This window comes from Bacillus sp. FSL K6-1012 (genome assembly GCF_037964915.1).
GTDB classification, from domain to species: domain Bacteria; phylum Bacillota; class Bacilli; order Bacillales; family Bacillaceae; genus Bacillus; species Bacillus halotolerans.
Window position 1 is genome coordinate 570,263 of record NZ_CP150175.1, and the last position, 21,933, is coordinate 592,195.

The 21,933-nt window shown below is 40.9% G+C and carries 22 protein-coding genes, 7 tRNA genes and 3 pseudogenes; 29 read left to right on the forward strand and 3 right to left on the reverse strand.

All coding sequences use genetic code 11. The annotated features are described in order from the left end of the window. The first annotated feature begins 17 nt into the window (after positions 1–17). The 14 genes and pseudogenes from endB to NSS75_RS03025 all read left to right on the forward strand — a co-directional run bounded on the left by endB (position 18) and on the right by NSS75_RS03025 (position 9,261). Positions 18–299 carry a type II toxin-antitoxin system antitoxin EndoAI gene (gene endB, locus NSS75_RS02960; RefSeq protein WP_003225183.1) on the forward strand — a complete coding sequence of 94 codons (282 nt, stop codon included), beginning with the start codon at positions 18–20 and terminating at the stop codon, positions 297–299. Between the two features lie 4 nt (positions 300–303). Further along, complete coding sequence (ndoA, locus tag NSS75_RS02965) at positions 304–654, forward strand: type II toxin-antitoxin system endoribonuclease NdoA (RefSeq protein WP_003156187.1); 351 nt, start codon at positions 304–306, stop codon at positions 652–654. A 114-nt stretch (positions 655–768) separates the two neighbouring features. Next, complete coding sequence (rsbRA, locus tag NSS75_RS02970; protein WP_081638235.1) at positions 769–1,593, forward strand: RsbT co-antagonist protein RsbRA; 825 nt, start codon at positions 769–771, stop codon at positions 1,591–1,593. Positions 1,594–1,597: 4 nt separating this feature from the next. Next, complete coding sequence (rsbS, locus tag NSS75_RS02975; RefSeq protein WP_003225190.1) at positions 1,598–1,963, forward strand: RsbT antagonist protein RsbS; 366 nt, start codon at positions 1,598–1,600, stop codon at positions 1,961–1,963. 3 nt (positions 1,964–1,966) lie between these two features. After that, complete coding sequence (rsbT, locus tag NSS75_RS02980) at positions 1,967–2,368, forward strand: serine/threonine-protein kinase RsbT (protein ID WP_024120299.1); 402 nt, start codon at positions 1,967–1,969, stop codon at positions 2,366–2,368. A gap of 11 nt (positions 2,369–2,379) precedes the next feature. After that, positions 2,380–3,387, forward strand: coding sequence for a phosphoserine phosphatase RsbU (gene rsbU / locus NSS75_RS02985; protein ID WP_339235835.1), 1,008 nt, complete (start codon positions 2,380–2,382; stop codon positions 3,385–3,387). A gap of 60 nt (positions 3,388–3,447) precedes the next feature. Continuing rightward, on the forward strand, positions 3,448–3,777 hold the full coding sequence (rsbV, locus tag NSS75_RS02990) for an anti-sigma factor antagonist RsbV (protein ID WP_024120301.1): 330 nt from the start codon (positions 3,448–3,450) through the stop codon (positions 3,775–3,777). After that, entirely contained in the window at positions 3,774–4,256 is a 483-nt protein-coding gene (gene rsbW, locus NSS75_RS02995) for an anti-sigma B factor RsbW (protein WP_024120302.1), read from the forward strand. Before rsbV ends, rsbW begins: the two co-directional genes overlap by 4 nt. Continuing rightward, on the forward strand, positions 4,222–5,010 hold the full coding sequence (gene sigB / locus NSS75_RS03000) for an RNA polymerase sigma factor SigB (RefSeq protein WP_024120303.1): 789 nt from the start codon (positions 4,222–4,224) through the stop codon (positions 5,008–5,010). Before rsbW ends, sigB begins: the two co-directional genes overlap by 35 nt. Continuing rightward, positions 5,010–5,609, forward strand: a complete 600-nt coding sequence (rsbX, locus tag NSS75_RS03005; protein ID WP_024120304.1) for a phosphoserine phosphatase RsbX — start codon at positions 5,010–5,012, stop codon at positions 5,607–5,609. The genes sigB and rsbX overlap by 1 nt, the downstream gene beginning before the upstream one ends. A gap of 110 nt (positions 5,610–5,719) precedes the next feature. Continuing rightward, a complete protein-coding gene (locus tag NSS75_RS03010) occupies positions 5,720–6,145 on the forward strand; it encodes a hypothetical protein (protein ID WP_038954149.1) in 426 nt (141 codons plus the stop codon). Next, positions 6,142–6,581: pseudogene (locus tag NSS75_RS03015) on the forward strand (EVE domain-containing protein). Before NSS75_RS03010 ends, NSS75_RS03015 begins: the two are co-directional and overlap by 4 nt. Beyond that, positions 6,565–7,008, forward strand: a complete 444-nt coding sequence (locus NSS75_RS03020; protein WP_024120305.1) for a MarR family transcriptional regulator — start codon at positions 6,565–6,567, stop codon at positions 7,006–7,008. Before NSS75_RS03015 ends, NSS75_RS03020 begins: the two are co-directional and overlap by 17 nt. Positions 7,009–7,101: 93 nt before the next feature. Then, positions 7,102–9,261 carry a Tex family protein gene (locus tag NSS75_RS03025; protein WP_101860319.1) on the forward strand — a complete coding sequence of 720 codons (2,160 nt, stop codon included), beginning with the start codon at positions 7,102–7,104 and terminating at the stop codon, positions 9,259–9,261. A 9-nt stretch (positions 9,262–9,270) separates the two neighbouring features. Here the strand turns inward: NSS75_RS03025 and cmpA are convergent, their stop codons facing one another. Next, positions 9,271–9,384, reverse strand: a complete 114-nt coding sequence (gene cmpA, locus NSS75_RS03030; RefSeq protein WP_003225207.1) for a cortex morphogenetic protein CmpA — start codon at positions 9,382–9,384, stop codon at positions 9,271–9,273. A 103-nt stretch (positions 9,385–9,487) separates the two neighbouring features. Here cmpA and NSS75_RS03035 point away from each other — a divergent pair, with 103 nt between their 5' ends. From NSS75_RS03035 to NSS75_RS03070, 8 genes are all read left to right on the forward strand, one after another. Continuing rightward, entirely contained in the window at positions 9,488–9,940 is a 453-nt protein-coding gene (locus NSS75_RS03035; RefSeq protein ID WP_024120307.1) for a SprT family protein, read from the forward strand. A gap of 123 nt (positions 9,941–10,063) precedes the next feature. Then, positions 10,064–10,138, forward strand: a tRNA-Asn gene (locus NSS75_RS03040). A 5-nt stretch (positions 10,139–10,143) separates the two neighbouring features. Beyond that, positions 10,144–10,234, forward strand: a tRNA-Ser gene (locus NSS75_RS03045). Between the two features lie 29 nt (positions 10,235–10,263). Beyond that, positions 10,264–10,335: transfer RNA gene (locus NSS75_RS03050), tRNA-Glu, on the forward strand. Positions 10,336–10,347: 12 nt separating this feature from the next. After that, a tRNA-Gln gene (locus NSS75_RS03055) sits at positions 10,348–10,422 on the forward strand. A 27-nt stretch (positions 10,423–10,449) separates the two neighbouring features. Further along, a tRNA-Lys gene (locus tag NSS75_RS03060) sits at positions 10,450–10,525 on the forward strand. 11 nt (positions 10,526–10,536) lie between these two features. Beyond that, positions 10,537–10,618: transfer RNA gene (locus NSS75_RS03065), tRNA-Leu, on the forward strand. An 80-nt stretch (positions 10,619–10,698) separates the two neighbouring features. Beyond that, a tRNA-Leu gene (locus NSS75_RS03070) sits at positions 10,699–10,782 on the forward strand. Positions 10,783–10,881: 99 nt separating this feature from the next. On the opposite strand, the pseudogene NSS75_RS03075 reads toward NSS75_RS03070, so the two are convergent. Together NSS75_RS03075 and NSS75_RS03080 are read right to left on the reverse strand one after the other, a co-directional pair. Further along, positions 10,882–10,986: pseudogene (locus NSS75_RS03075) on the reverse strand (hypothetical protein); the annotation flags it as partial. Positions 10,987–11,121: 135 nt separating this feature from the next. Then, on the reverse strand, positions 11,122–12,123 hold the full coding sequence (locus tag NSS75_RS03080) for an LLM class flavin-dependent oxidoreductase (protein ID WP_339235842.1): 1,002 nt from the start codon (positions 12,121–12,123) through the stop codon (positions 11,122–11,124). A 262-nt stretch (positions 12,124–12,385) separates the two neighbouring features. Between NSS75_RS03080 and lrpA the strand changes: the two genes are divergently transcribed. The 7 genes and pseudogenes from lrpA to NSS75_RS03115 all read left to right on the forward strand — a co-directional run bounded on the left by lrpA (position 12,386) and on the right by NSS75_RS03115 (position 21,929). Further along, a complete protein-coding gene (gene lrpA, locus NSS75_RS03085; RefSeq protein ID WP_339235845.1) occupies positions 12,386–12,796 on the forward strand; it encodes a transcriptional regulator LrpA in 411 nt (136 codons plus the stop codon). A 346-nt stretch (positions 12,797–13,142) separates the two neighbouring features. Beyond that, positions 13,143–13,907, forward strand: a complete 765-nt coding sequence (locus NSS75_RS03090) for an MBL fold metallo-hydrolase (protein WP_339235848.1) — start codon at positions 13,143–13,145, stop codon at positions 13,905–13,907. Between the two features lie 225 nt (positions 13,908–14,132). Next, positions 14,133–15,443, forward strand: coding sequence for an MFS transporter (locus NSS75_RS03095; RefSeq protein ID WP_339235851.1), 1,311 nt, complete (start codon positions 14,133–14,135; stop codon positions 15,441–15,443). An 83-nt stretch (positions 15,444–15,526) separates the two neighbouring features. Next, a pseudogene (locus NSS75_RS03100) lies at positions 15,527–15,664 on the forward strand (tetratricopeptide repeat protein); the annotation flags it as partial. Next, complete coding sequence (locus NSS75_RS03105) at positions 15,621–15,740, forward strand: phosphatase (protein WP_268498518.1); 120 nt, start codon at positions 15,621–15,623, stop codon at positions 15,738–15,740. The pseudogene NSS75_RS03100 and the gene NSS75_RS03105, both read left to right, overlap by 44 nt. A gap of 197 nt (positions 15,741–15,937) precedes the next feature. Continuing rightward, positions 15,938–16,462, forward strand: a complete 525-nt coding sequence (locus tag NSS75_RS03110; RefSeq protein WP_101860325.1) for an NAD(P)H-dependent oxidoreductase — start codon at positions 15,938–15,940, stop codon at positions 16,460–16,462. 784 nt (positions 16,463–17,246) lie between these two features. Further along, the gene (locus NSS75_RS03115) at positions 17,247–21,929 is read left to right on the forward strand and encodes an isopeptide-forming domain-containing fimbrial protein (protein ID WP_339235862.1); all 4,683 of its coding nucleotides are present in this window, start codon (positions 17,247–17,249) and stop codon (positions 21,927–21,929) included. Positions 21,930–21,933: the final 4 nt, after the last annotated feature.

Genomic DNA, 21,933 nt, shown 5'->3' on the forward strand with positions numbered 1-21,933 from the left:
GTGGAGGTGTATGTTTTTTGTCTGAATCCAGCGCAAGAACCGAAATGAAAATCAGCTTGCCCGAAAACCTAGTAGCTGAATTGGATGGTGTAGCGATGCGGGAGAAACGAAGCAGAAACGAACTGATATCACAAGCAGTGAGAGCCTATGTCAGCGAACGAACAACTCGTCACAACCGTGATTTGATGAGACGCGGCTATATGGAAATGGCGAAAATCAACCTGAACATTTCTTCCGAGGCTCACTTTGCGGAGTGCGAGGCTGAAACGACAGTTGAGCGCTTAGTCAGCGGAGGATAATCATTTGATTGTGAAACGCGGCGATGTTTATTTTGCTGATTTATCTCCTGTTGTTGGCTCAGAGCAAGGCGGGGTGCGCCCGGTTTTAGTGATCCAAAATGACATCGGAAATCGCTTCAGCCCAACTGCTATTGTTGCAGCCATAACAGCCCAAATACAGAAAGCGAAATTACCAACCCACGTCGAAATTGATGCAAAACGCTACGGTTTTGAAAGAGATTCCGTTATTTTGCTGGAGCAAATTCGGACGATTGACAAGCAAAGGTTAACGGATAAGATTACTCATCTGGATGATGAAATGATGGATAAGGTTGATGAAGCCTTACAGATCAGTTTGGCACTCATTGATTTTTAGTAATATTTACCTGGTTGCTCAAATAGAGCAACTTTTTTTGTTTTCAAAAAACATTAACGATATAATAGTGGAATAAGAAAAAATATGTTGTTTTTTATCGGGAGGTAAGCGAATTTGATGTCGAATCAGACTGTCTATCAGTTCATAGCCGAGAATCAAAATGAACTGCTTCAATTGTGGACTGACACACTAAAAGAATTAAGTGAACAAGAATCATATCAGCTGACTGACCAAGTTTATGAAAATATATCTAAAGAATATATCGACATTCTGCTTTCATCTGTTAATGATGAGAGCGCTGCTGAAAGCCAAATCAGCGAACTGGCGCTGAGAGCCGTCCAAATCGGACTTTCTTTGAAGTTTCTGGCTACGGCGCTTGCTGAATTCTGGAAGCGTCTCTACACGAAGATGAACGATAAGAGATTGCCAGATCAAGAGAGTACGGAATTAATCTGGCAGATTGACCGCTTCTTCAGTCCGATTAATACAGAAATTTTTAATCAGTACTCCATCTCATGGGAAAAAACAGTATCCCTGCAAAAAATCGCACTGCAGGAGCTTTCTGCGCCGCTGATCCCGGTTTTTGAAAATATAACGGTCATGCCGCTGGTCGGAACGATTGATACGGAACGCGCAAAACGAATTATGGAGAATCTGCTTAACGGCGTTGTCAAACACCGTTCCCAAGTCGTGCTGATCGATATTACCGGTGTGCCTGTCGTCGATACGATGGTTGCCCATCATATTATTCAGGCGTCTGAAGCGGTAAGGCTTGTCGGAGCGAAATGCCTGCTTGCTGGAATCCGTCCGGAAATCGCCCAGACGATCGTTAACCTTGGGATTGATTTATCCCAAGTTATTACTAAGAATACCCTGCAAAAAGGAATTCAAACAGCATTGGAAATGACGGATCGAAAAATCGTTTCATTGGGGGAATAATATTGTGAGACATCCGAAAATCCCGATCTTGAAACTGTATAATTGCTTATTAGTATCTATTCAATGGGAACTAGATGATCAAACCGCATTAACCTTTCAAGAAGACTTATTAAATAAAATATACGAAACAGGTGCAAACGGGGTCGTCATTGACCTGACATCTGTGGATATGATTGATTCATTTATCGCCAAAGTGCTGGGTGATGTCATCACAATGTCAAAGTTAATGGGCGCAAAAGTTGTCTTAACCGGCATTCAGCCCGCCGTTGCGGTGACGCTGATTGAACTTGGAATCGCGCTTGAGGAAATCGAAACGGCGCTCGACTTAGAGCAAGGGCTTGAGACATTGAAGCGGGAATTGGGGGAATAGCGAATGAACGACCAATCCTGTGTAAAGATCATGACAGAATGGGATATCGTGGCCGCCAGACAGCTTGGGCGAAACGTTGCAAAAGAGCTGGGTTTCGGCACTGTAGACCAGGCAAGGATCACAACGGCTATATCAGAATTAGCCAGGAACATTTATTTATATGCCGGCAAAGGCCAGATTGGAATTGAACAGGTCACAGACAGAGGAAAAAAGGGCCTGAAAATTATAGCGGAAGACAAAGGGCCGGGGATTCCTGATATCCGAAAAGTCATGGAAGACGGGTTTTCAACGTCAGGCGGACTGGGAGCGGGACTTCCCGGCGTGAAAAGGCTGATGGATGAATTTAGCTTAAATTCCGTAGCGGGGGAAGGAACAGAGATACAAGCCATAAAATGGCTTCGGTAGGAGGTTAGAAAGTGGATTTTAGGGAGGTTATTGAGCAGCGGTACCATCAGCTGCTTAACCGATATATAGCCGAATTAACAGAAACATCTTTATATCAAGCCCAAAAATTCAGCCGAAAAACAATCGAGCATCAAATTCCGCCGGAAGAAATCATCAGTATTCACCGAAAAGTGCTGAAGGAGCTGTATCCGAGTCTCCCGGAAGATGTTTTTCATTCGCTGGATTTTTTAATAGAAGTCATGATTGGGTATGGAATGGCTTATCAAGAGCATCAAACCCTCAGAGGGATACAGCAGGAAATTAAATCAGAAATTGAAATCGCAGCTAATGTACAGCAGACGCTTCTGGGAACAAAAATTCCGGAGGAAGAAGCGCTGGACATCGGCGCGATCAGTGTGCCCGCCAAACAGATGAGCGGTGATTATTACCATTTTGTAAAAGACAAAGAGTCCATTAATATTGCCATTGCTGACGTCATCGGCAAAGGAATTCCGGCAGCTTTATGTATGTCTATGATTAAATACGCGATGGATTCTTTGCCGGAAACGGGCATTCACCCTTCACAGGTGCTGAAAAACTTGAATCGTGTTGTTGAACAAAACGTTGATGCCAGTATGTTTATTACGATGTTTTATGCCAATTACAATACGGACAGTCATCGATTTACATATGCTTCAGCGGGACATGAACCGGGATTCTACTATTCTCAAAAAGACAATGCATTTTACGATTTAGAAGCTAAAGGGCTGGTTCTCGGGATCTCGCAGGATTATGACTACCGGCAATTTGACCAGTATCTCGAAAAGGGAGATATGATTGTTTTATTTTCTGACGGCGTTACAGAATGCAGGACAGAAAACGGTTTCTTGGAGCGTTTTGATATACAGAAGCTCATTGAGGAACATATGTGTTGCTCTGCGCAGGAAATGGTCAAAAACATATATGACAGCCTCCTCAAATTGCAGGATTTTCAGCTTCACGATGATTTTACGTTAATTGTTTTAAGAAGAAAGGTTTAGCGTTTGCCAGCCGAGGGTATACAACAACTATGATTTAAAGGATACTTTGAGGTGATATGAATGAATATAAATGTTGATGTGCGACAGAATGTAAATGATATACAAGTAAACATTGCAGGAGAAATTGATGTGTATTCAGCTCCGGTTCTCAGAGAAAAACTCGTTCCTCTGGCAGAACAAGGCGCTGACTTAAGGATTTGCCTGAAGGATGTCAGCTACATGGACAGTACCGGGCTTGGCGTCTTTGTAGGTGTATTTAAAACAGTGAAAAAACAAGGCGGTTCGCTCAAGCTTGAAAATCTGTCTGACCGCCTGATCCGTCTGTTTGAAATTACAGGTCTAAAGGACATCATTGATATTTCTGCAAAGTCAGAAGGTGGAGTGCAATGAAGAACAAAGCTGATTACATCGAAATGAAAGTGCCGGCCCAGCCTGAATACGTAGGGATTATACGGCTGACTCTGTCAGGCGTCGCTAGCAGAATGGGCTATACGTACGATGAGATTGAAGATTTGAAAATCGCAGTGAGTGAAGCGTGTACAAATGCGGTTCAGCACGCATATAAAGAAGACAAAAACGGGGAAGTGTCAATCCGATTCGGTGTGTTCGAGGATCGTTTAGAGGTCATTGTGGCGGATGAAGGCGACAGCTTTGATTTTGATGAAAAGCAGCAGGATCTTGGACCGTACACACCTTCACACACAGTCGATCAATTATCAGAAGGAGGGCTCGGTCTATATTTAATGGAAACGCTCATGGATGAAGTCAGAGTGCAAAACAACTCCGGCGTCACCGTAGCGATGACAAAGTATTTAAATGGGGAGCGAGTTGATCATGACACAACCATCAAAAACTACGAAACTAACTAAGGATGAAGTCGATCGGCTCATAAGCGATTACCAAACAAAACAAGATGAACAGGCACAGGAAACGCTTGTGCAGGTGTATACAAATCTGGTTGATATGCTTGCGAAGAAATACTCAAAAGGCAAAAGCTTCCACGAAGATCTCCGCCAGGTCGGCATGATCGGGCTTCTCGGCGCAATAAAACGCTACGATCCCGTGGTGGGCAAATCGTTTGAAGCTTTTGCGATCCCGACAATTATCGGGGAGATTAAACGTTTCCTTAGAGATAAGACGTGGAGCGTTCATGTTCCGAGACGAATCAAAGAACTGGGGCCGAGAATCAAAATGGCGGTCGACCAGCTGACGACAGAAACACAAAGGTCGCCGAAAGTGGAAGAGATTGCTGAATTCCTCGATGTATCAGAGGAAGAGGTTCTTGAAACCATGGAGATGGGCAAAAGCTATCAAGCCTTATCTGTCGATCACAGCATTGAAGCAGATGCGGACGGAAGCACTGTTACCATTCTCGATATCGTCGGATCACAGGAGGATGGATATGAACGGGTGAACCAGCAAATGATGCTGCAAAGCGTGCTTCATGTCCTTTCAGACCGTGAAAAACAAATCATAGACCTAACGTACATTCAAAACAAAAGCCAAAAAGAAACTGGGGACATTCTCGGTATATCTCAAATGCACGTCTCGCGTCTGCAGCGCAAAGCTGTGAAGAAGCTCAGAGAGGCCTTGATTGAAGATCCCTCCATGGAGTTAATGTAATGATCCAGGTTGAAGAAAACCAGCATATTCAAACCCTTGTATACCAACTGAATAAAGAAGGAAAATCCATTTGCGGCGACAGCTTTTTTATGAAAGCTGATGATAAAGAATTGATTTGTGCGGTAGCTGACGGTCTTGGAAGCGGATCGCTTGCCAACGAATCTTCTTCAGCAATCAAAGACTTAGTGGAAAACTATGCGAACGAAGACGTACAAAGCATTATCGAACGCTGTAATCAGGCGATGAGAAACAAAAGAGGGGCGACAGCTTCTATCTTAAAAATCAACTTTGAACAAAGGCAGTTTACGTACTGCTCCGTCGGAAATGTACGTTTTATCCTGCATTCCCCGTCTGGTGAAAGCTTTTATCCTCTGCCGATTTCAGGCTATTTATCAGGCAAGCCGCAAAAATACAAAACGCACACCGCTACCTATGAAAAGGGTTCTAAGTTCATTATACATACAGATGGACTCAACGTACCCGATATCCGCTCCCATTTGAAAAAAGGCCAATCGGTAGAAGACATATCGAATTCACTGAAAATGTACACGACATCAAGAAAAGACGATCTGACATATATTCTTGGGCAGCTGTCCTAGAAGAGCAGAAAAAAGAAGCCGGGAAAGCCGGCTTCTTTTTTTGTGATTGACTATTAGTAAGTGAACTTATTATAATTGATAAGTGTACTTATTATTTAGGGGGATTACAAATGTGGAAATATGAATACACTGCAATATCAGATGCGGCACCAGAAGAAATCTGGAAATATTATCAGCACCCAGAATCCTGGAAACAGTGGGATGCGGGCATCACATCAGCTTCTCTGAAAGGGCCGTTTCAAAATGAAACGGAAGGAGCATTGCTTTTGCGAGGAAATACAGTTCCATTTTGGCTTGAACATGTGGAGAAGCATCAATCATTTTCTGTCATATCCCACCTTCCGAATACAAATGTAAAAATGGAATTTTATCATGTACTGCAAAAGCGACAAGAGGGACTAAACATCACGCATGGGGTTGTATTGGAAGGCGCAGAAGCAAAAAAATGGGGAGAAAAAATCGGGCAGGAACTGTCTAAAGACATCCCAGAGTCAGTCAACTGCCTTGTCCGTCTTTGCAAAGGAATGCTAAAATGAACACAAAATATTGGATTGGCGTCGTGTCAGAGCAGCATGTTTTAAAAGGGACCGCCGGCGGATTTGCCCAAGTATGCCACGGTAAAAAAGCGCCTCTTGCCAGGATGAAAGAGAATGATTGGCTTATTTATTATTCTCCGCGAGATGCATATCCGGACGGCAGGCTGCTGCGATGTTTTACCGCTATCGGAAAAGTGAAGAGCGGAAACGTCTATCAATATCAAATGGCTCCGGACTTTATCCCATACCGGTTAGACATTGATTACTTTCCGTGTGAAAAAATAGGTTTTTACGATATTAAATCTCAGTTGGAATTTGTTCAGGAAACAAATCATCTCGGGCTTTTATTTCGAAGAGGGCACTTTGAAATCAGCAAAAATGATTTTTTGACAATATCACAAGCGATGGGAGTAATATAAGTGAAATGGCACTCTGAATTTAGCGGACCGAACACAAGTCCAGGTTTTTTATTATGGCAGGTCACACAAAGCTGGCAGCGGAAAGTAGGGAAAGCATTGGCTGAGCATGACCTTACCCACGTTCAATTTGTTCTCCTTACCTCATGCAAGTATATGATTGCTCATGGAGAAACCGTCACGCAAAAAAAACTCGCAGGCTTCAGCCAGACCAATATCATGATGGTATCAGAGGTTGTGCGGACGCTTGAGAAAAAGGGATTTATCCAAAGAAGCAAAAATCCTCAGGATAAAAGGGAAGTTCTTCTGTCATTAACAGAAACAGGAGAGGAAAGAGTAACCTCTGCTCTGCCGATTGTCGAGCGGATTGACCAATCTTTTTTTGAAGCAGCCATGATAAAAGAGAACTTTCTAAGCGGCTTACAGGAACTCTTGAAAAATGAATAAAAATACGGGCAGCGGCAGCTGTCTTTTTTTATGTGTTTTTTTCTGTTTTTGATACACTAGAGAAAGAACGACAAAATTGGAGGCTATGGTTACATGGAAACGTCAGCCCTTTTGAAACAGCAAATTGCGAAAGAAATAGGTTTATCACAAAAACATGTTGAAAGCGTCATCCGCCTGCTTGAGGACGGCAACACAGTTCCGTTCATCGCCAGATATCGAAAAGAGCAGACGGGTTCAATGGACGAGGTTCAGATTCAGACCATTTCTGAACGATGGCAATACATACAAAACCTGAATCAGCGAAAAGAAGAAGTCATCAGGCTAATCGCCGAGCAGGATAAACTAACAGATGAATTAAAACGCAAAATTGACCAATCCGTAAAACTTCAGGAAGTAGAAGACCTCTACCGTCCGTATAAACAAAAGCGCAAAACGAAAGCGACAGTCGCCAAAAGCAAAGGCCTTGAGCCGCTTGCCGACTATATTATGACCCTTCCGCAAGATAACCGCCTTGCAGAAACAGCAGACCAATATATCAGTGAAGAAAAAGAAGTGTTCACCAGAGAAGAAGCCATTGAAGGCGCCAAGCACATTATTGCGGAACAAATTTCAGACGAACCGAATTTCAGAAAATGGATTCGCCAGGAAACCTTTAAAAAAGGAACGATCAAGTCAGCTGCCGGAAAATCAGCAGACACAGATGAAAAAAACGTGTACGAAATGTACTACGAGTATGAAGAGCCAATCGCAAAGGTCGTTCCGCACAGAGTGCTTGCCATGAACCGCGGCGAAAAAGAAGACATTTTAAAGGTGTCTATCGAACCGCCAGCAGATCACATTAAGGCTTACTTAGAAAAGCAAATCATCAAAAACCGTTCAACGTCTGTAAAAGAAATCTTGCAGGAAACGATTGAAGACAGCTACAAAAGACTGATTCAGCCTGCCATTGAACGTGAAATCAGAAAAGAGCTGTCGGAAAAAGCGGATGAACAGGCGATTCATATTTTCTCTGAGAACCTCAGAAAGCTTCTCCTTCAGCCGCCGATGAAAGGCAAGACGGTTCTCGGTGTAGATCCGGCTTTCCGAACAGGCTGTAAGCTGGCAGTGTCAGATGAAACCGGGAAAGTCTTAAAAATTGATGTGATTTACCCGCATGCACCTGTCAAAAAAACGAAGGAAGCTCATGAGAAAGTGAAAGCGATTCTTGAAAAGTATCAAGTGGAAATGGTGGCGATTGGAAACGGCACGGCCTCCAGGGAGACAGAGCAATTCATTGTGAATGTGCTGAAGGACACGCCGCGTGATATTTATTATGTGATTGTCAATGAAGCGGGGGCAAGCGTCTATTCGGCTTCTGAGCTTGCCAGAGAAGAATTCCCTGAGCTTCAGGTCGAGGAACGCAGTGCAGTATCCATCGCACGGAGACTTCAAGATCCGCTTGCGGAACTCGTCAAAATCGACCCAAAATCTGTAGGAGTGGGGCAGTATCAGCATGACGTCAGCCAAAAACGCTTAAATGAATCCCTGCGCTTTGTTGTCGAGACAGTCGTAAACCAGGTAGGAGTAAATGTCAACACAGCTTCCGCGGCGCTGCTTCAGTATGTAGCGGGATTATCAAAGTCCGTAGCGGGCAACATTGTCAAAAAGCGGGAAGAGCTCGGTAAATTTTCGAATCGAAAAGAACTGAAAGATATTCCAAGGCTCGGCGCGAAAACCTATGAACAATGTATCGGCTTTTTAAGAGTGCAGGAAGGGACAGAGCCTTTGGATAGAACAGGAATCCACCCGGAAAGCTATAAAGAAACAAAAACGCTTTTGAAAAAGCTTGGTGTTTCAACAGAGCAAATCGGCACAGCGGAATTGAAGGACAAAATCAACAAACTGGAGCTTTCTGAAACAGCAAAAGAACTGGGAATCGGTGAAATTACGCTGAAAGACATTTGTGAACAGCTGACAAGACCTGAACGTGATCCGCGTGATGAGGTGCCTAAGCCTCTGCTGAAAACAGACGTTCTTCAGCTGGAGGATCTGAAAGAAGGAATGGAGCTGCAGGGCACCGTGCGCAATGTAGTGGACTTCGGAGCGTTTGTTGATATCGGAGTCAAACAGGACGGGCTTGTGCACATTTCAAAACTCAGCAATCAATTCGTCAAGCATCCGCTTGATGTTGTATCCGTCGGTGACATCGTGACGGTTTGGGTTGACGGTGTCGATGTACAAAAAGGCAGAGTGTCACTGTCTATGGTAAAATAAAAGCACTGCTTACGAGCAGTGTTTTTTCCTATAGAAATACCAGCATTGATTCAGCAGTTTAATTTGGTAATTATCTTTTTCAAGGAACGCTTTTTGCATCTGCTTTTTCAGCCAATTTGGCATAGGCTCATTCCTCCTCAGCTTTTATCATAAGAGGGGCGGTGATTACCCTATTGTATGCGAACAGTGAATTGTCCCGTTCAATGTTTTTTTAGTGAGGTGCACCATGGATAACAAAGAGCTGCAAAAGCTTACAGAGGATATTTCTAACACATATTTCAAAAAGCCGTTTCGCCATCAGGCTGTTTTCAACGACAGACTCAAAACGACTGGCGGAAGATACCTGTTAACCTCTCATAACATCGAATTGAACAGAAAATATTTGATTGAACATGGGAGGGAGGAACTGATTGGCATTATTAAGCACGAGCTCTGCCATTATCATCTTCACCTTGAAGGAAAAGGATACAAGCACAGGGACAAAGATTTCAGAGCGCTTCTCCAGCAAGTCAATGCGCCTCGCTTCTGTACGCCTCTAAAGAAAAAAACAGAAAGCAACAAAACATATAGGTATATATGTACGGCTTGCGGCCAACAGTATATAAAGAGACGCGCCATGAATCCTGACAGATACAGATGCGGAAAATGCCGCGGGAAAATAAAAAGAATTTTTTCGTAAAAAAGGTTGACGAAACTGGCAAGCCTATGTTACATTATAAAAGTCGTCACGAGAGATAAATAAAAAATATTTACCTCTTGACTCTGAATGACAAACCTGATATAATGAATCTTGTCTCATTATTCCACAGTAGCTCAGTGGTAGAGCTATCGGCTGTTAACCGATCGGTCGCAGGTTCGAATCCTGCCTGTGGAGCCATATTTGGAGAAGTACTCAAGTGGCTGAAGAGGCGCCCCTGCTAAGGGTGTAGGTCGCGTAAGCGGCGCGAGGGTTCAAATCCCTCCTTCTCCGCCATAAGATTGCGATATAAGTTCTCAACCATCGGCCCGTTGGTCAAGCGGTTAAGACACCGCCCTTTCACGGCGGTAACACGGGTTCGAATCCCGTACGGGTCATTCCATTTTCGTTGGGCTATAGCCAAGCGGTAAGGCAACGGACTTTGACTCCGTCATGCGTTGGTTCGAATCCAGCTAGCCCAGCCATTTTTATTTTATGAAATTAAATAGTAAGAGCCATTAGCTCAGTTGGTAGAGCATCTGACTTTTAATCAGAGGGTCGAAGGTTCGAGTCCTTCATGGCTCACCATTTCTCTTTTTGCGGGTGTGGCGGAATTGGCAGACGCGCTAGACTTAGGATCTAGTGTCTTACGACGTGGGGGTTCGAGTCCCTTCACCCGCACTTTATTTACAAAGTGAACGCAAATAGGTTTTACTAGGTTAAGAGCCTAATAACCAGCACAAACACAATTTCATTATCACGCGGTCGTGGCGGAATGGCAGACGCGCTAGGTTGAGGGCCTAGTGGGTGAATAACCCGTGGAGGTTCAAGTCCTCTCGGCCGCATCTCAATAATACCAAGGGTTTAACACCTTTGGTATTATTTTTTTTATGCGGAAAATAAGACTATGGAAGAAGAATTGCTCACCAAAACTCACCAGTTACTTAAAGTAAGTCATCCAAACGGTCGGCAGTTTCCTTCTGTTTATTAGGAAAAAGATGTCCGTAAGTATTCATTGTAAAAGAAACGGAACTATGTCCTAATCGTTCAAAAAAATAAAGGGTGACACATATTATATATGACTAATATGCATTACCCATTTCTTTCTTGTTCAACAATTGCACCCGATTGTTGAAGAACATAAGCTAATACAACTGACTCGACTTCTAAAGTTGCTCCATTCTTTATTCAAACAACTCATCCACAACATGTTTTAAAATCTCGTAAGACTGAATTTCCTTGCTCAATTCGTAAATATTAGACAACACAATTAATTCATCTGCTTGATACATTTGTTGGAATTCAATTATTTCGCGACGAATTGTTTCTGAATCACCCATGATTGTATACCCCAGTCGGCTATGGAGAATTTCTAATTCAAACTGTGATAACGATTCTAGGAAGTTTTCAGTGGGTGGAATAAGCTTACTTAAATTATTTGTGTAGATATCAATATACACCTGCAAATGACTTGCAGAAATAAAAGATGCCTCTTCCATAGATTCTGCTGCAATCACATTAATACAAGCGATCACATAAGGCTCTTGTAAATAAGAAGACGGTTGGAAATGTTCTCGATAAATAGCGAGTGCTTCTTCCATCGCATGAGGTGAAAATTGAGCGCCAAATGCATAGGGCAAACCAAGCTTTGCGGCAATTTCTGCTGAATCCGTTGAGGATCCTAACACAAAAACAGGCACATGCGTTCCAATACCCGGATAAGCGCGAACCTCTCCCTGCATACTCTTATCCCCAACAAAACGCAAAATATCATTTACTTCTCTTTCAAAGAAAAACACTCCATTATGGTTGGAACGACGAATCACATCGGCCGTTTTTTGATCCGTTCCAGGTGCGCGTCCTAATGCCAAATCTACACGATTTGGATATAATGTTTCAAGTGTTCCAAATTGTTCCGCTACGATTAATGGGGAATTATTTGGCAACATAATACCTCCTGAACCTACGCGAATGTCCTTTGTATTTGCTAATATATGTTGTACAATTGATCCGGTTGCTGCACTTGCATAAGCGTCGTGATTATGATGCTCTGCAAACCAAATCCGTTTATAGCCCATATGATCTACAGCTTTAGCTAATAATACTGCAGAATCAATCCCTTGTTTCATTGTTTCTCCTTGTCTTAATGGAGCAACTGATAAAACAGATATATCAAATTTTTTCATAATTTCACCTCTAAAAATAATGAACTTATACAAACTCAATGGAAAAACATTTTAAATAAATGTCTCATATTAAATGGTGTACATTCCTCTTTTGATTTGTATGCAAATAAATATATACTTTCTCAATCGATCAATACATAGGAAAAATAAAGTGATTTCACAATTTCACTTTATTTATAAAGTTTTAAGCAAACATAAAAAATTGTACAGCGAACAAACTATGTAAAAATACATCTTATTTTTTCAGAAAGGATACAAGAAAATGATTGATGAAACAGATAAAAAAATACTTGATGAGCTGTCTAAAAATAGTCGCCTTACAATGAAAAAATTAGGGGAAAAAGTACATCTCACTGCACCAGCAACCGCATCAAGAGTTGTAAAGTTATTAGACAATGGCATAATAAAAGGATGTAGTATTGAAGTGAACCAAGTGAAATTAGGCTTCTCTATACATGCTTTTCTTAATATTTATATCGAAAAAATCCATCATCAACCTTATTTAGCTTTTATAGAAGCACAAGGTAACTATGTCATAAACAATTATAAAGTTAGTGGAGATGGTTGCTATTTGCTTGAATGTAAATTTCCCTCAAACGAGGTATTAGATCAATTTTTAAATGATTTAAACAAACATGCAAACTATAAAGTGTCGATTGTTATTGGTAAATAGTTAACTTTATAAAACGGAGATGTGTGGTCATATAACATGATATATATCTGCTCTAAAAAAGCCCTAGTTTGGATATGAAATTTACCAAGCTAGGGCTTTTTTTATACATATGGAACTGCAGCTGCTGGCTATGTTAAATGTACTCTCTCCCAGAACTTCATTGTAATTTGGCAATTATGACATACTTTCTCTATAATTTTTTATCTGTATTTGAACGTTAATTCCTTTCGAAAATAAAGTCAAAGAGTTAAAACACTTTTTTTTATCTATGTATTTGAACACTGCTGATATTATACACTTAACTCTGTCGAAGTAAGACAAATAAAAAAGAAAGTGAGTTGTAAATATGAATATTACACAAATTCGAAATGCAACAATTGTTGTAAATTACGCAAATAAAAAATTTTTAATAGATCCTATGTTAGCAGAGAAAGGTACGTACGCTACTTTCCCTGAAACGATCAGACAAGATCTATATAATCCTTTGGTGAGTTTGCCAACATCAATTGATAACATTCTGGATGGCGTAGATGCAGTCATTGTTACTCATCTACACCTAGATCACTTTGATGATGTGGCAAAAAACGTATTGCCAAAAAACATCAAAATGTTTGTTCAAAATGAAGCAGATGCAAAAGAAGTAAAAGCAAGTGGTTTCAAAAATGTAGAAGTACTACAACAAGACACTGTTTTTGAAGGGATCCAATTAGTAAAAACAAAAGGTGAACATGGCAGAGGAGAAGAGTTATTAAACTTAATGGGTGAAGTTTGTGGATTAGTATTCAAGCATCCAAGTGAAAAAGTTTTATATGTAGCTGGGGATACAGTTTGGTATGATGCGATCGAAGACGAGATTCATACACATCAACCAGAAATCATTGTGGTTAATGGTGGAGACAATCAAAGATTAGATTTAGGTTCACTCATCATGGGAAAAGAAGACATCTATGAAGTTCACAAGGCTGCTCCTCATGCTAAGATTATATCTGTTCATATGGAAGCTGTTAACCATTGGACACTATCTAGAGAAGAATTAAAAAACTTTAGTAAAGAAAAAGGATTCTCAAGAAATATTTTAGTACCAGAAGATGGCGAGTCTTACACATTTTAATATGAACACCGACAAATAATATTGTCTTGTTTCATATTTAAAAATAAGAAATAGAAGAAGCTCATAATTATAAAAACTAATCATGAGCTTCTTCTAATGATGAATATAATTAAATTTTAAATATATGGAAAATCCAAAATATACGGAATAACAAAAATGGAATGTTCCAATGATGACAAAAAAACTTGAAAAGCAACAAAGATATGTCGTTAGGAGGTAGAATTCATGGTAATGACAAAAAAAGATACAAATATATCAACTCAGCAGCCAGTTTGGTTACAAGGTTATATTGATTCACCAGAAAAACAAAACCAACTTTATAAAAAAACATTAAAAATCTTGATTTTTTCTCAAATCTTTGGGGGAGCAGGACTTGGTGCTGGGATAACAGTTGGGGCGCTTCTTGCACAAGATATGATAGGATCGGAAAATGTAGCAGGAATTCCAACTGCCCTCTTTACTTTTGGATCTGCCGTAGCTGCCCTACTTATAGGAGCATCCTCACAACGTTTTGGCCGTAGAGCCGGACTTGCAGGGGGTTTCCTTATAGGTGGATTAGGGGCTATAGGTGTAATAATTGCGGCTTTAATCAACAGCGTTGCCCTATTATTTGTTGCCCTTCTTATTTATGGAGCAGGTATGGCTTCTAATCTTCAAGTTCGGTATGCTGGGACAGACCTTGCAAATGAGAAACAACGGGGAACTGCTGCAAGTATGGCCTTGGTTTCTACTACTTTAGGAGCTGTAGTAGGTCCTAACTTAGTTAATACAATGGGGGAATTTGCAGATTCAATTGGTGTTCCCAATTTAGCTGGTCCGTTCATCATGTCAGGAGCAGCTTTTATAATTGCTGGATTTATTCTCTTAATTTTTCTTCGTCCAGATCCGCTGTTTGTATCAACAGCTATTGCGAATGCTGAGAAAAAAGACGATAAAGTACAGATAGGAGGAAGTCTAAAAAATCGTGCCATAAACAAAAAAGGAATAATGGTAGGGGCTGTAATTATGATTTTAGCTCAACTAATCATGACAGCTATTATGACAATGACACCAGTTCACATGGGACATCACGGTCATGGTTTGAGCGAAGTGGGATTAGTTATAGGGCTCCATATTGCAGCGATGTATCTTCCTTCACCATTGACTGGTTTATTAGTAGATAAGTTTGGTCGGACTACTATGGCTATTGCTTCAGGTGCTACACTTCTTGCCGCTGGATTGGTGGCAGCTATTGCACCGGCAGACGCATTATCATTACTAATCCTAGCTCTAGTATTACTAGGGGTAGGTTGGAACTTTGGTTTACTAACGGGAACTGCTCTCATTATAGATTCAACACATCCATCTCTACGTGCAAAAATACAAGGAACATTCGATGTCTTAGTAGCACTATCAGGAGCAGCGGGTGGAGTCTTGTCAGGAATGGTTGTTGCACATTCTAGTTATACAATACTATCAATTTCTGGAGCCGTTTTATCATTGTTACTTATTCCAGTAGTTATTTGGTATTTTAAAGGGAATCAGGAAAAAGCATAAGCTTTATATAACTTGCTATACATTTAAAGAACCTAAGTAGACACGTTGTCAATTTATTGTAGCAGGAAACCTGATTGATTCTTTATTTTCATGAACAAGGAAATTTAATGCTCTCTAATGAATATTATCGTATGAGCATTGAAGCAAGACGAAAAATTAAAAAAGGGGAGATTATTAATGAAAATCAGCCGGATTCTATTGGCAGCAGTGATTTTAAGTAGTGTATTTTCAATAACTTATTTGCAAAATGATCATAGTACAGAAGTCAAAGTGGCTGCAGATAGGGTAGGCGCATGAGGGTACTAAAAAGGCTTAATCTTTTTTAAAAGATTAAGCTTTTTTGGACTATAAATGTAATCGGTGCCCAATTAGTGCCCTGAATTCATGAAAAATGATAAAATAAGTGTAAATAAAGTGGCTATTTTAAAATTAGAATCAATTCATTATCGTAAAAGCAATAATAACTAATCGGCGAAGAAAGGATGATCAGTCAAATGAAAACATTAGTTATCGTTATACACCCTAATTTGGAAACGTCTGTTGTCAACAAAACCTGGATGAATCGTTTAAAGCAAGAGAATGACATTACGGTTCATGACCTGTACGGTGAATACCCTAATTTTATCATTGATGTAGAAAAAGAGCAGCAGCTCCTGTTAGATCATGAGCGTATCGTTTTTCAGTTCCCAATGTATTGGTACAGCAGTCCCGCGTTACTCAAACAATGGGAAGATGATGTGTTAACACATGGCTGGGCTTTTGGAACTGGAGGAACGAAATTGCATGGAAAAGAACTACTCTTAGCTATCTCCCTAGGCGCACAGGAATCTGATTATCAAGCAGGCGGAGACTATAATATCACGATCAGCGAGCTTATCAGACCGTTTCAAGTCACTGCTAACTATATAGGAATGCGTTTTCTTCCTGCGTTTACACAATATGGGACACTTCACCTTTCAAAAGAAGATGTTAAGAACAGTGCGGAGAAATTGGTTGACTATCTTAAAGCTGAGCATTGATCCGGTATTCGCGAGGGAAGCTGAAACAAATTATGTGTTGTGAAAATAGGGTTTGTAATAGATTTTAATCAAACTTTATTTCAAAGTTACATCGAATACTGAATGCAGGGGGGCATAGAGCGAGGGCTTAACATTAATGACAGCAGGGCAATGAGTACATATTTCTTGATGATATGTAGAGTTCCTTGGTCTCTAATAGGTGCCCAATTTGTGCCCAGAATTCATGAAAAATGATGAAAATAAGTATAAATAAAATAAACAGATGCTTTGAATAAAAGCTTTTGTAACTCATGATATGTTTTTACTATGTTGAGGGAATCGAACTAACAAAGAAGATACCAAACTATATTGGTATCTTCTTTTTTTTTGCATCAGAGTTATTAAATCTTTCTATATTGATGATGTGTTCTTCATACCTCCTGTTTTTTAACAATCACGATGTGACTTATATGAGAGTTATATACACAAATCACTTATATCTAGGAAATTAGACAAATTTACACAAAAAAGGACAAAATAATCTTTACAAATTACTACAAATACTTGATGTTTTTTGCAATATAACCTTATTTTATGACAAATATATGAATATTTTGTCACATTGTAAAAGATTTATTTGTTATATATATTTAATTCGAGAGGAGGTCATATAAAGAACGAATATTCCGATTTATGAAAATTTATCGGGGGATAGATTCATAAAACAATTAAATAGTGGGAGTGGGAGTCTATGAGAAAGGGCTTTGTGCCTAAAACTTACATACTGAATCTTAGGAAAACCCTGGTGATTTTTGCAGTTTTGCTATTGGTTACTGGCAATGTATTGACAGTTTTGCCAAATCATATTCATGCTGAAGAAAATCCAGAAGTAACTCAAAGTGCAGATACTACTTGTCCAGCTCCAGTCACATTGATTAATGGAAGCTTTGAGCAAGGTGCTGCGAGAGGATCTGCAGTCAATGGTTCGGGTATCTATTATTACGAATCCGAGGTTCCTGGCTGGAAGACGACTGATGATGCATCTGGCTATAAAGTAATTGAAATATGGAACCATGCTCAGAATCTTCCTTCTGGTGCAAAGTATTATTCTGCACCTCCTGATGGAAAGCGGTGGGCGGAATTAAACGCCACGGAAAACGGGATGTTGTATCAAGATGTGAAGACAACGCCAGGACAAACCATTTATTGGCGTCTATCCCACATGGGGCGGGCAGGGGTTGACACCATGCAGGTTCGCATTGGAGCAGCGACTAAGAACCCGTACGATACTGTCGCCCAAAAACAAATGTCTGATGGGAAAACAGGATGGGGAACTCACACAGGTTCTTATACTGTACCAGCAGGACAGACTACAACCCGGTTCGGTTTTGAAGCGGTGAGTTCAGCCAGTGGAAGCATAGGAAACGGAAACTTTTTAGATGATATTTTCCTGGGTACAGAACCATGTGTGACGGCAAATAAGTCGGTCTCTCCACAGGGTGAGGTGCATCCCGGAGATGAATTAACATATGCAGTTCAAGTCAAAAACCAAGGCGGAGACGTTGCTGCTGATGCAAGCTTTTCCGATGCAATTCCAGAGGGAACTGAATATGTGCCGGGATCATTAAAATTAATTAATGGTTCGACAACAAAGAATTTAACTGATGCATCCGATGGTGATGAAGGCAACTTTGATGGCAATAAAGTAAATATTACATTAGGAGATTTACCTAACACGAACGACTTGCCTAATGGGATGAATGTACAGTTTAAAGTGAAAGCCAAGGCAGGTTATGCCGGTAAGGAAATTTCTAACAAAGCGCAAATAAACTATGACAGTTTATTAACGAATACGAATAAACAAACCGAATCGAATGAAGTAAAAACTCCGGTTGTTTTTAAAGATCCTGTACTAGAATCAAAAAAAACGTCTGCTATTAAGGCAAAAGCGGATGGAAACCAAGATGCGGATCACCCAGAAGTGGGAGATACACTTCTTTACACGATACAAACGCGGAATACCGTTGAAGACAGCCAGGTGAAAAACCTTACCATTTCAGATGCGGTGCCAGAAGGCTTAGAATATGTTCCGGGCACTTTACAAGTAGACGGTGCATCAGTTAGTGATGCTCAAGATGATGATAAAGGGCAATATACTGACAGCAAAGTATCAGGCAAGATTGGGAATGTGACCGATTCTGAATGGCACAGCGTTACTTTTGAAGCTAAAGTGAAGTCTGGCCAAGCAGGAAAGAATATTATCAATACGGCAAGCATTTCAGGAGATAATATTGTCACTCCGGATACACCGAGTAGTGAAGTCAAAGTTTATCCTAGGAACCCTGCCTTAGAGTCAAAGAAAACGTCAGAAATTAAGGAAAAAGTGGAAGGAAACAAGTACCCAAATCACCCTGAAGTTGGAGACACACTCCTTTACACAATACAAACTCGAAATACTGAAGAAGACAGTGAGGCGAAAAACCTTACGATCTCAGATGCGATACCGGATGGACTGGAGTATGTTCCAGGCACCCTGAAAGTAGACGGTACAGCAGTCAGTGATGCTCAAGACGATGACAAAGGTGATGTGACAGATGGCAAAGTGTCAGGCCAAATTGGCGATGTGACTGACATGGAATGGCATAACGTGACCTTTGAAGCAAAAGTAAAAGCCGGCCAAGCGGGTGAAACGATTAAGAACACGGCTACCGTTACTGGCAGTAACATCGACACACCAGATAAGCCGAGCAATGATACCGAGATTTATCCAAGAAAACCGGATGTAGAATCGAAGAAAACCGCAAGCCTTCAGGCAAAAGCGGAGGGCAATAAAGATGAGAAACATCCGGAAGTAGGAGATACACTTCTTTATACAATCGAAACGAGAAACACAATTGAGGACAGTCTGCTGAAAGATCTCGTCATCTCAGATGAACTTCCGGATGGATTAGAGTACGTTTCGGGTTCTTTAAAAGTAGACGGTACAGCAGTCAGTGATGCTCAAGACGATGATAAAGGCGATGTGACAGCTGGCAAAGTGTCAGGCCAAATTGGTGATGTGACTGACACTGAATGGCATACTGTTACATTTGAAGCGAAAGTGAAGCCCGGCCAAGCTGGCGAAACGATTCAAAATATGGCTAGCATTACTGGAAGTAACATGGAAACTCCTGATAAACCGAAAAATGAAGTTGAAGTTTATCCGAGGAATCCTGTCTTAGAGTCAAAGAAAACAGCAAGTATTCAAGCGAAAGCAGATGGCAATAAAGAAGAGAATCAGACACAAGTGGGAGATACCCTTCTTTATACAATCCAGACGAGAAACACGGTTGAGGACAGTCTGGTGAAAAATCTCGGCATCTCAGATGAACTTCCAGAAGGACTCGAATATGTTTCTGGAACTTTAAAAGTAGACAATAAAGCAGTCAGCGACGCCCAAGATGATGATAAAGGCGATATGACAGAAGGTAAAGTGTCGGGTCAAATTGGTGATGTGACTGATACGGAATTGCATACTGTTACTTTTGAAGTGAAAGTGAAAGCTGGCCAAACTGATCAGAAAATTGTGAATACTGCCAGCGTCACAGGTGACAATATTGATAAACCAGACAAACCAAGCCATGAGGTCAAAGTTTATCCAAGAAATCCAGTGTTAGAATCAGAAAAGACAGCAAAGAATCTGGATTCTGATAAAGAAAAGTATGAAGCAGGAGATACGGTTGTTTACACGATCAAAACAAGAAATACAGTAGCGGATAGTAAAGTTACTGATCTCGTCATCTCTGATGAACTTCCAGCAGGACTCGAATATGTTTCTGGAACACTCAAAGTAGACGATAAAACGGTTACAGATGCTCAAGACGACGATAAAGGTGATGTGACTAAAGGCAAAGTGTCGGGCCAATTTGGCGATGTGACTGACACAGAATGGCATACTGTTACATTTGAAGCGAAAGTAAAAGCTGGTCAAGCAGGTAAAAATATTGTCAATACGGCTAGCATTAGCGGTGACAATACTGATAAACCGGATACACCAAGCCATGAGGTCAAAGTTACTCCGAAAGATCCAGTTTTGAAGTCAGAAAAGTCAGTAAAAAATCTCGATTCAGATAAAGAGAAATATGAAGCGGGAGATACGGTTGTTTACACGATCAAAACAAGAAATACAGTAGCGGACAGTAAAGTAACTGATCTCGTTATTTCAGATGAACTTCCAGACGGTCTGAAGTACATTGAAGGCAGTTTGAAAGTAAGCCATGAGGGCAAAGGAAGTTTTGAAAACGGTAAGGTATCTGCTGATTTTGGGGACGTCACTGACACGGAATGGCATACTGTGACATTCCAAGCGAAAATTGAGTCCGGATATGCGGAAAAAACGATTAAAAACGTGGCAACCGTTGACGGCGGCAATATCGACACACCGGATAAACCCGGAACAGACATCAAAGTGGATGCGAAAGATCCAAAATTAGAATCGAAGAAAACAGCTTCCATTAAGGAAAAAGCTGAGGGAAATAAAGATGCGGACCACCCGGAATCGGGCGACACGCTTCTTTACACAATCCAAACCCGAAACACGATTGAAGACAGTCTTGTCAAAAATCTTGTTATCTCGGATTCTCTTCCAGAAGGATTAGAATATGTTTCGGGAACATTGAAAGTAGATGGCACAGCGGTAAGTGATGATCAAGACGATGATCATGGATATTATGCCGACGGTAAGACGTCAGGTGAGTTTGGCAATGTGACCGATACGAAGTGGCACTCTGTGTCATTCGAAGCAAAAGTGAAGTCTGGTCAAGCAGGAAAAGATATCGTCAACACTGCAAGTGTCAGCAGCGATAATATCAAGACTCCTGACAAACCGAGCCATGAAGTGAAGGTATATCCGCGAAATCCTGTTTTAGAATCTGAAAAAACAGCGAAGAATCTCGACACAGACAAAAAGAAATACGAAGCAGGCGACACTGTTGTTTACACGATTAAGACACGGAACACAGTATCCGACGGTAAAGTAGAAAATCTGGTTATTTCAGATGAACTTCCGGCAGGATTGAAATATGTCGAAGGCAGCTTGAAAGCGAGCAACGGAGGAAAAGCAACAATCAAGGACGGTAAAGTCACTGCCAACTTTGGTGACGTCACTGACACTGAGTGGCGGACTGTGACATTCCAGACGAAAATTGAGTCCGAATATTCAGGTAAAACAATTACAAACGTTGCAACTGTAGAAGGCAGCGGTATCGATAAACCAGATAAGCCTAAAGTAGATATTACTGTCGAACAGAAGGATCCTCCTGTGTCTGATAAATCAGAGGAACCTGTAAAACCTAGCAAGCCTAATAATCCAAACAAAGATCAGGGAACAGAATCAGGAAATGAGCTTCCAAATACAGCAACAAATACGTATAATCTGATCCTTGTTGGTTTGGTATTGTTAGTAGCAGGAACTGCATTTTGGTACTTTAGAAGAAAAAGAAATGCCTGATGTT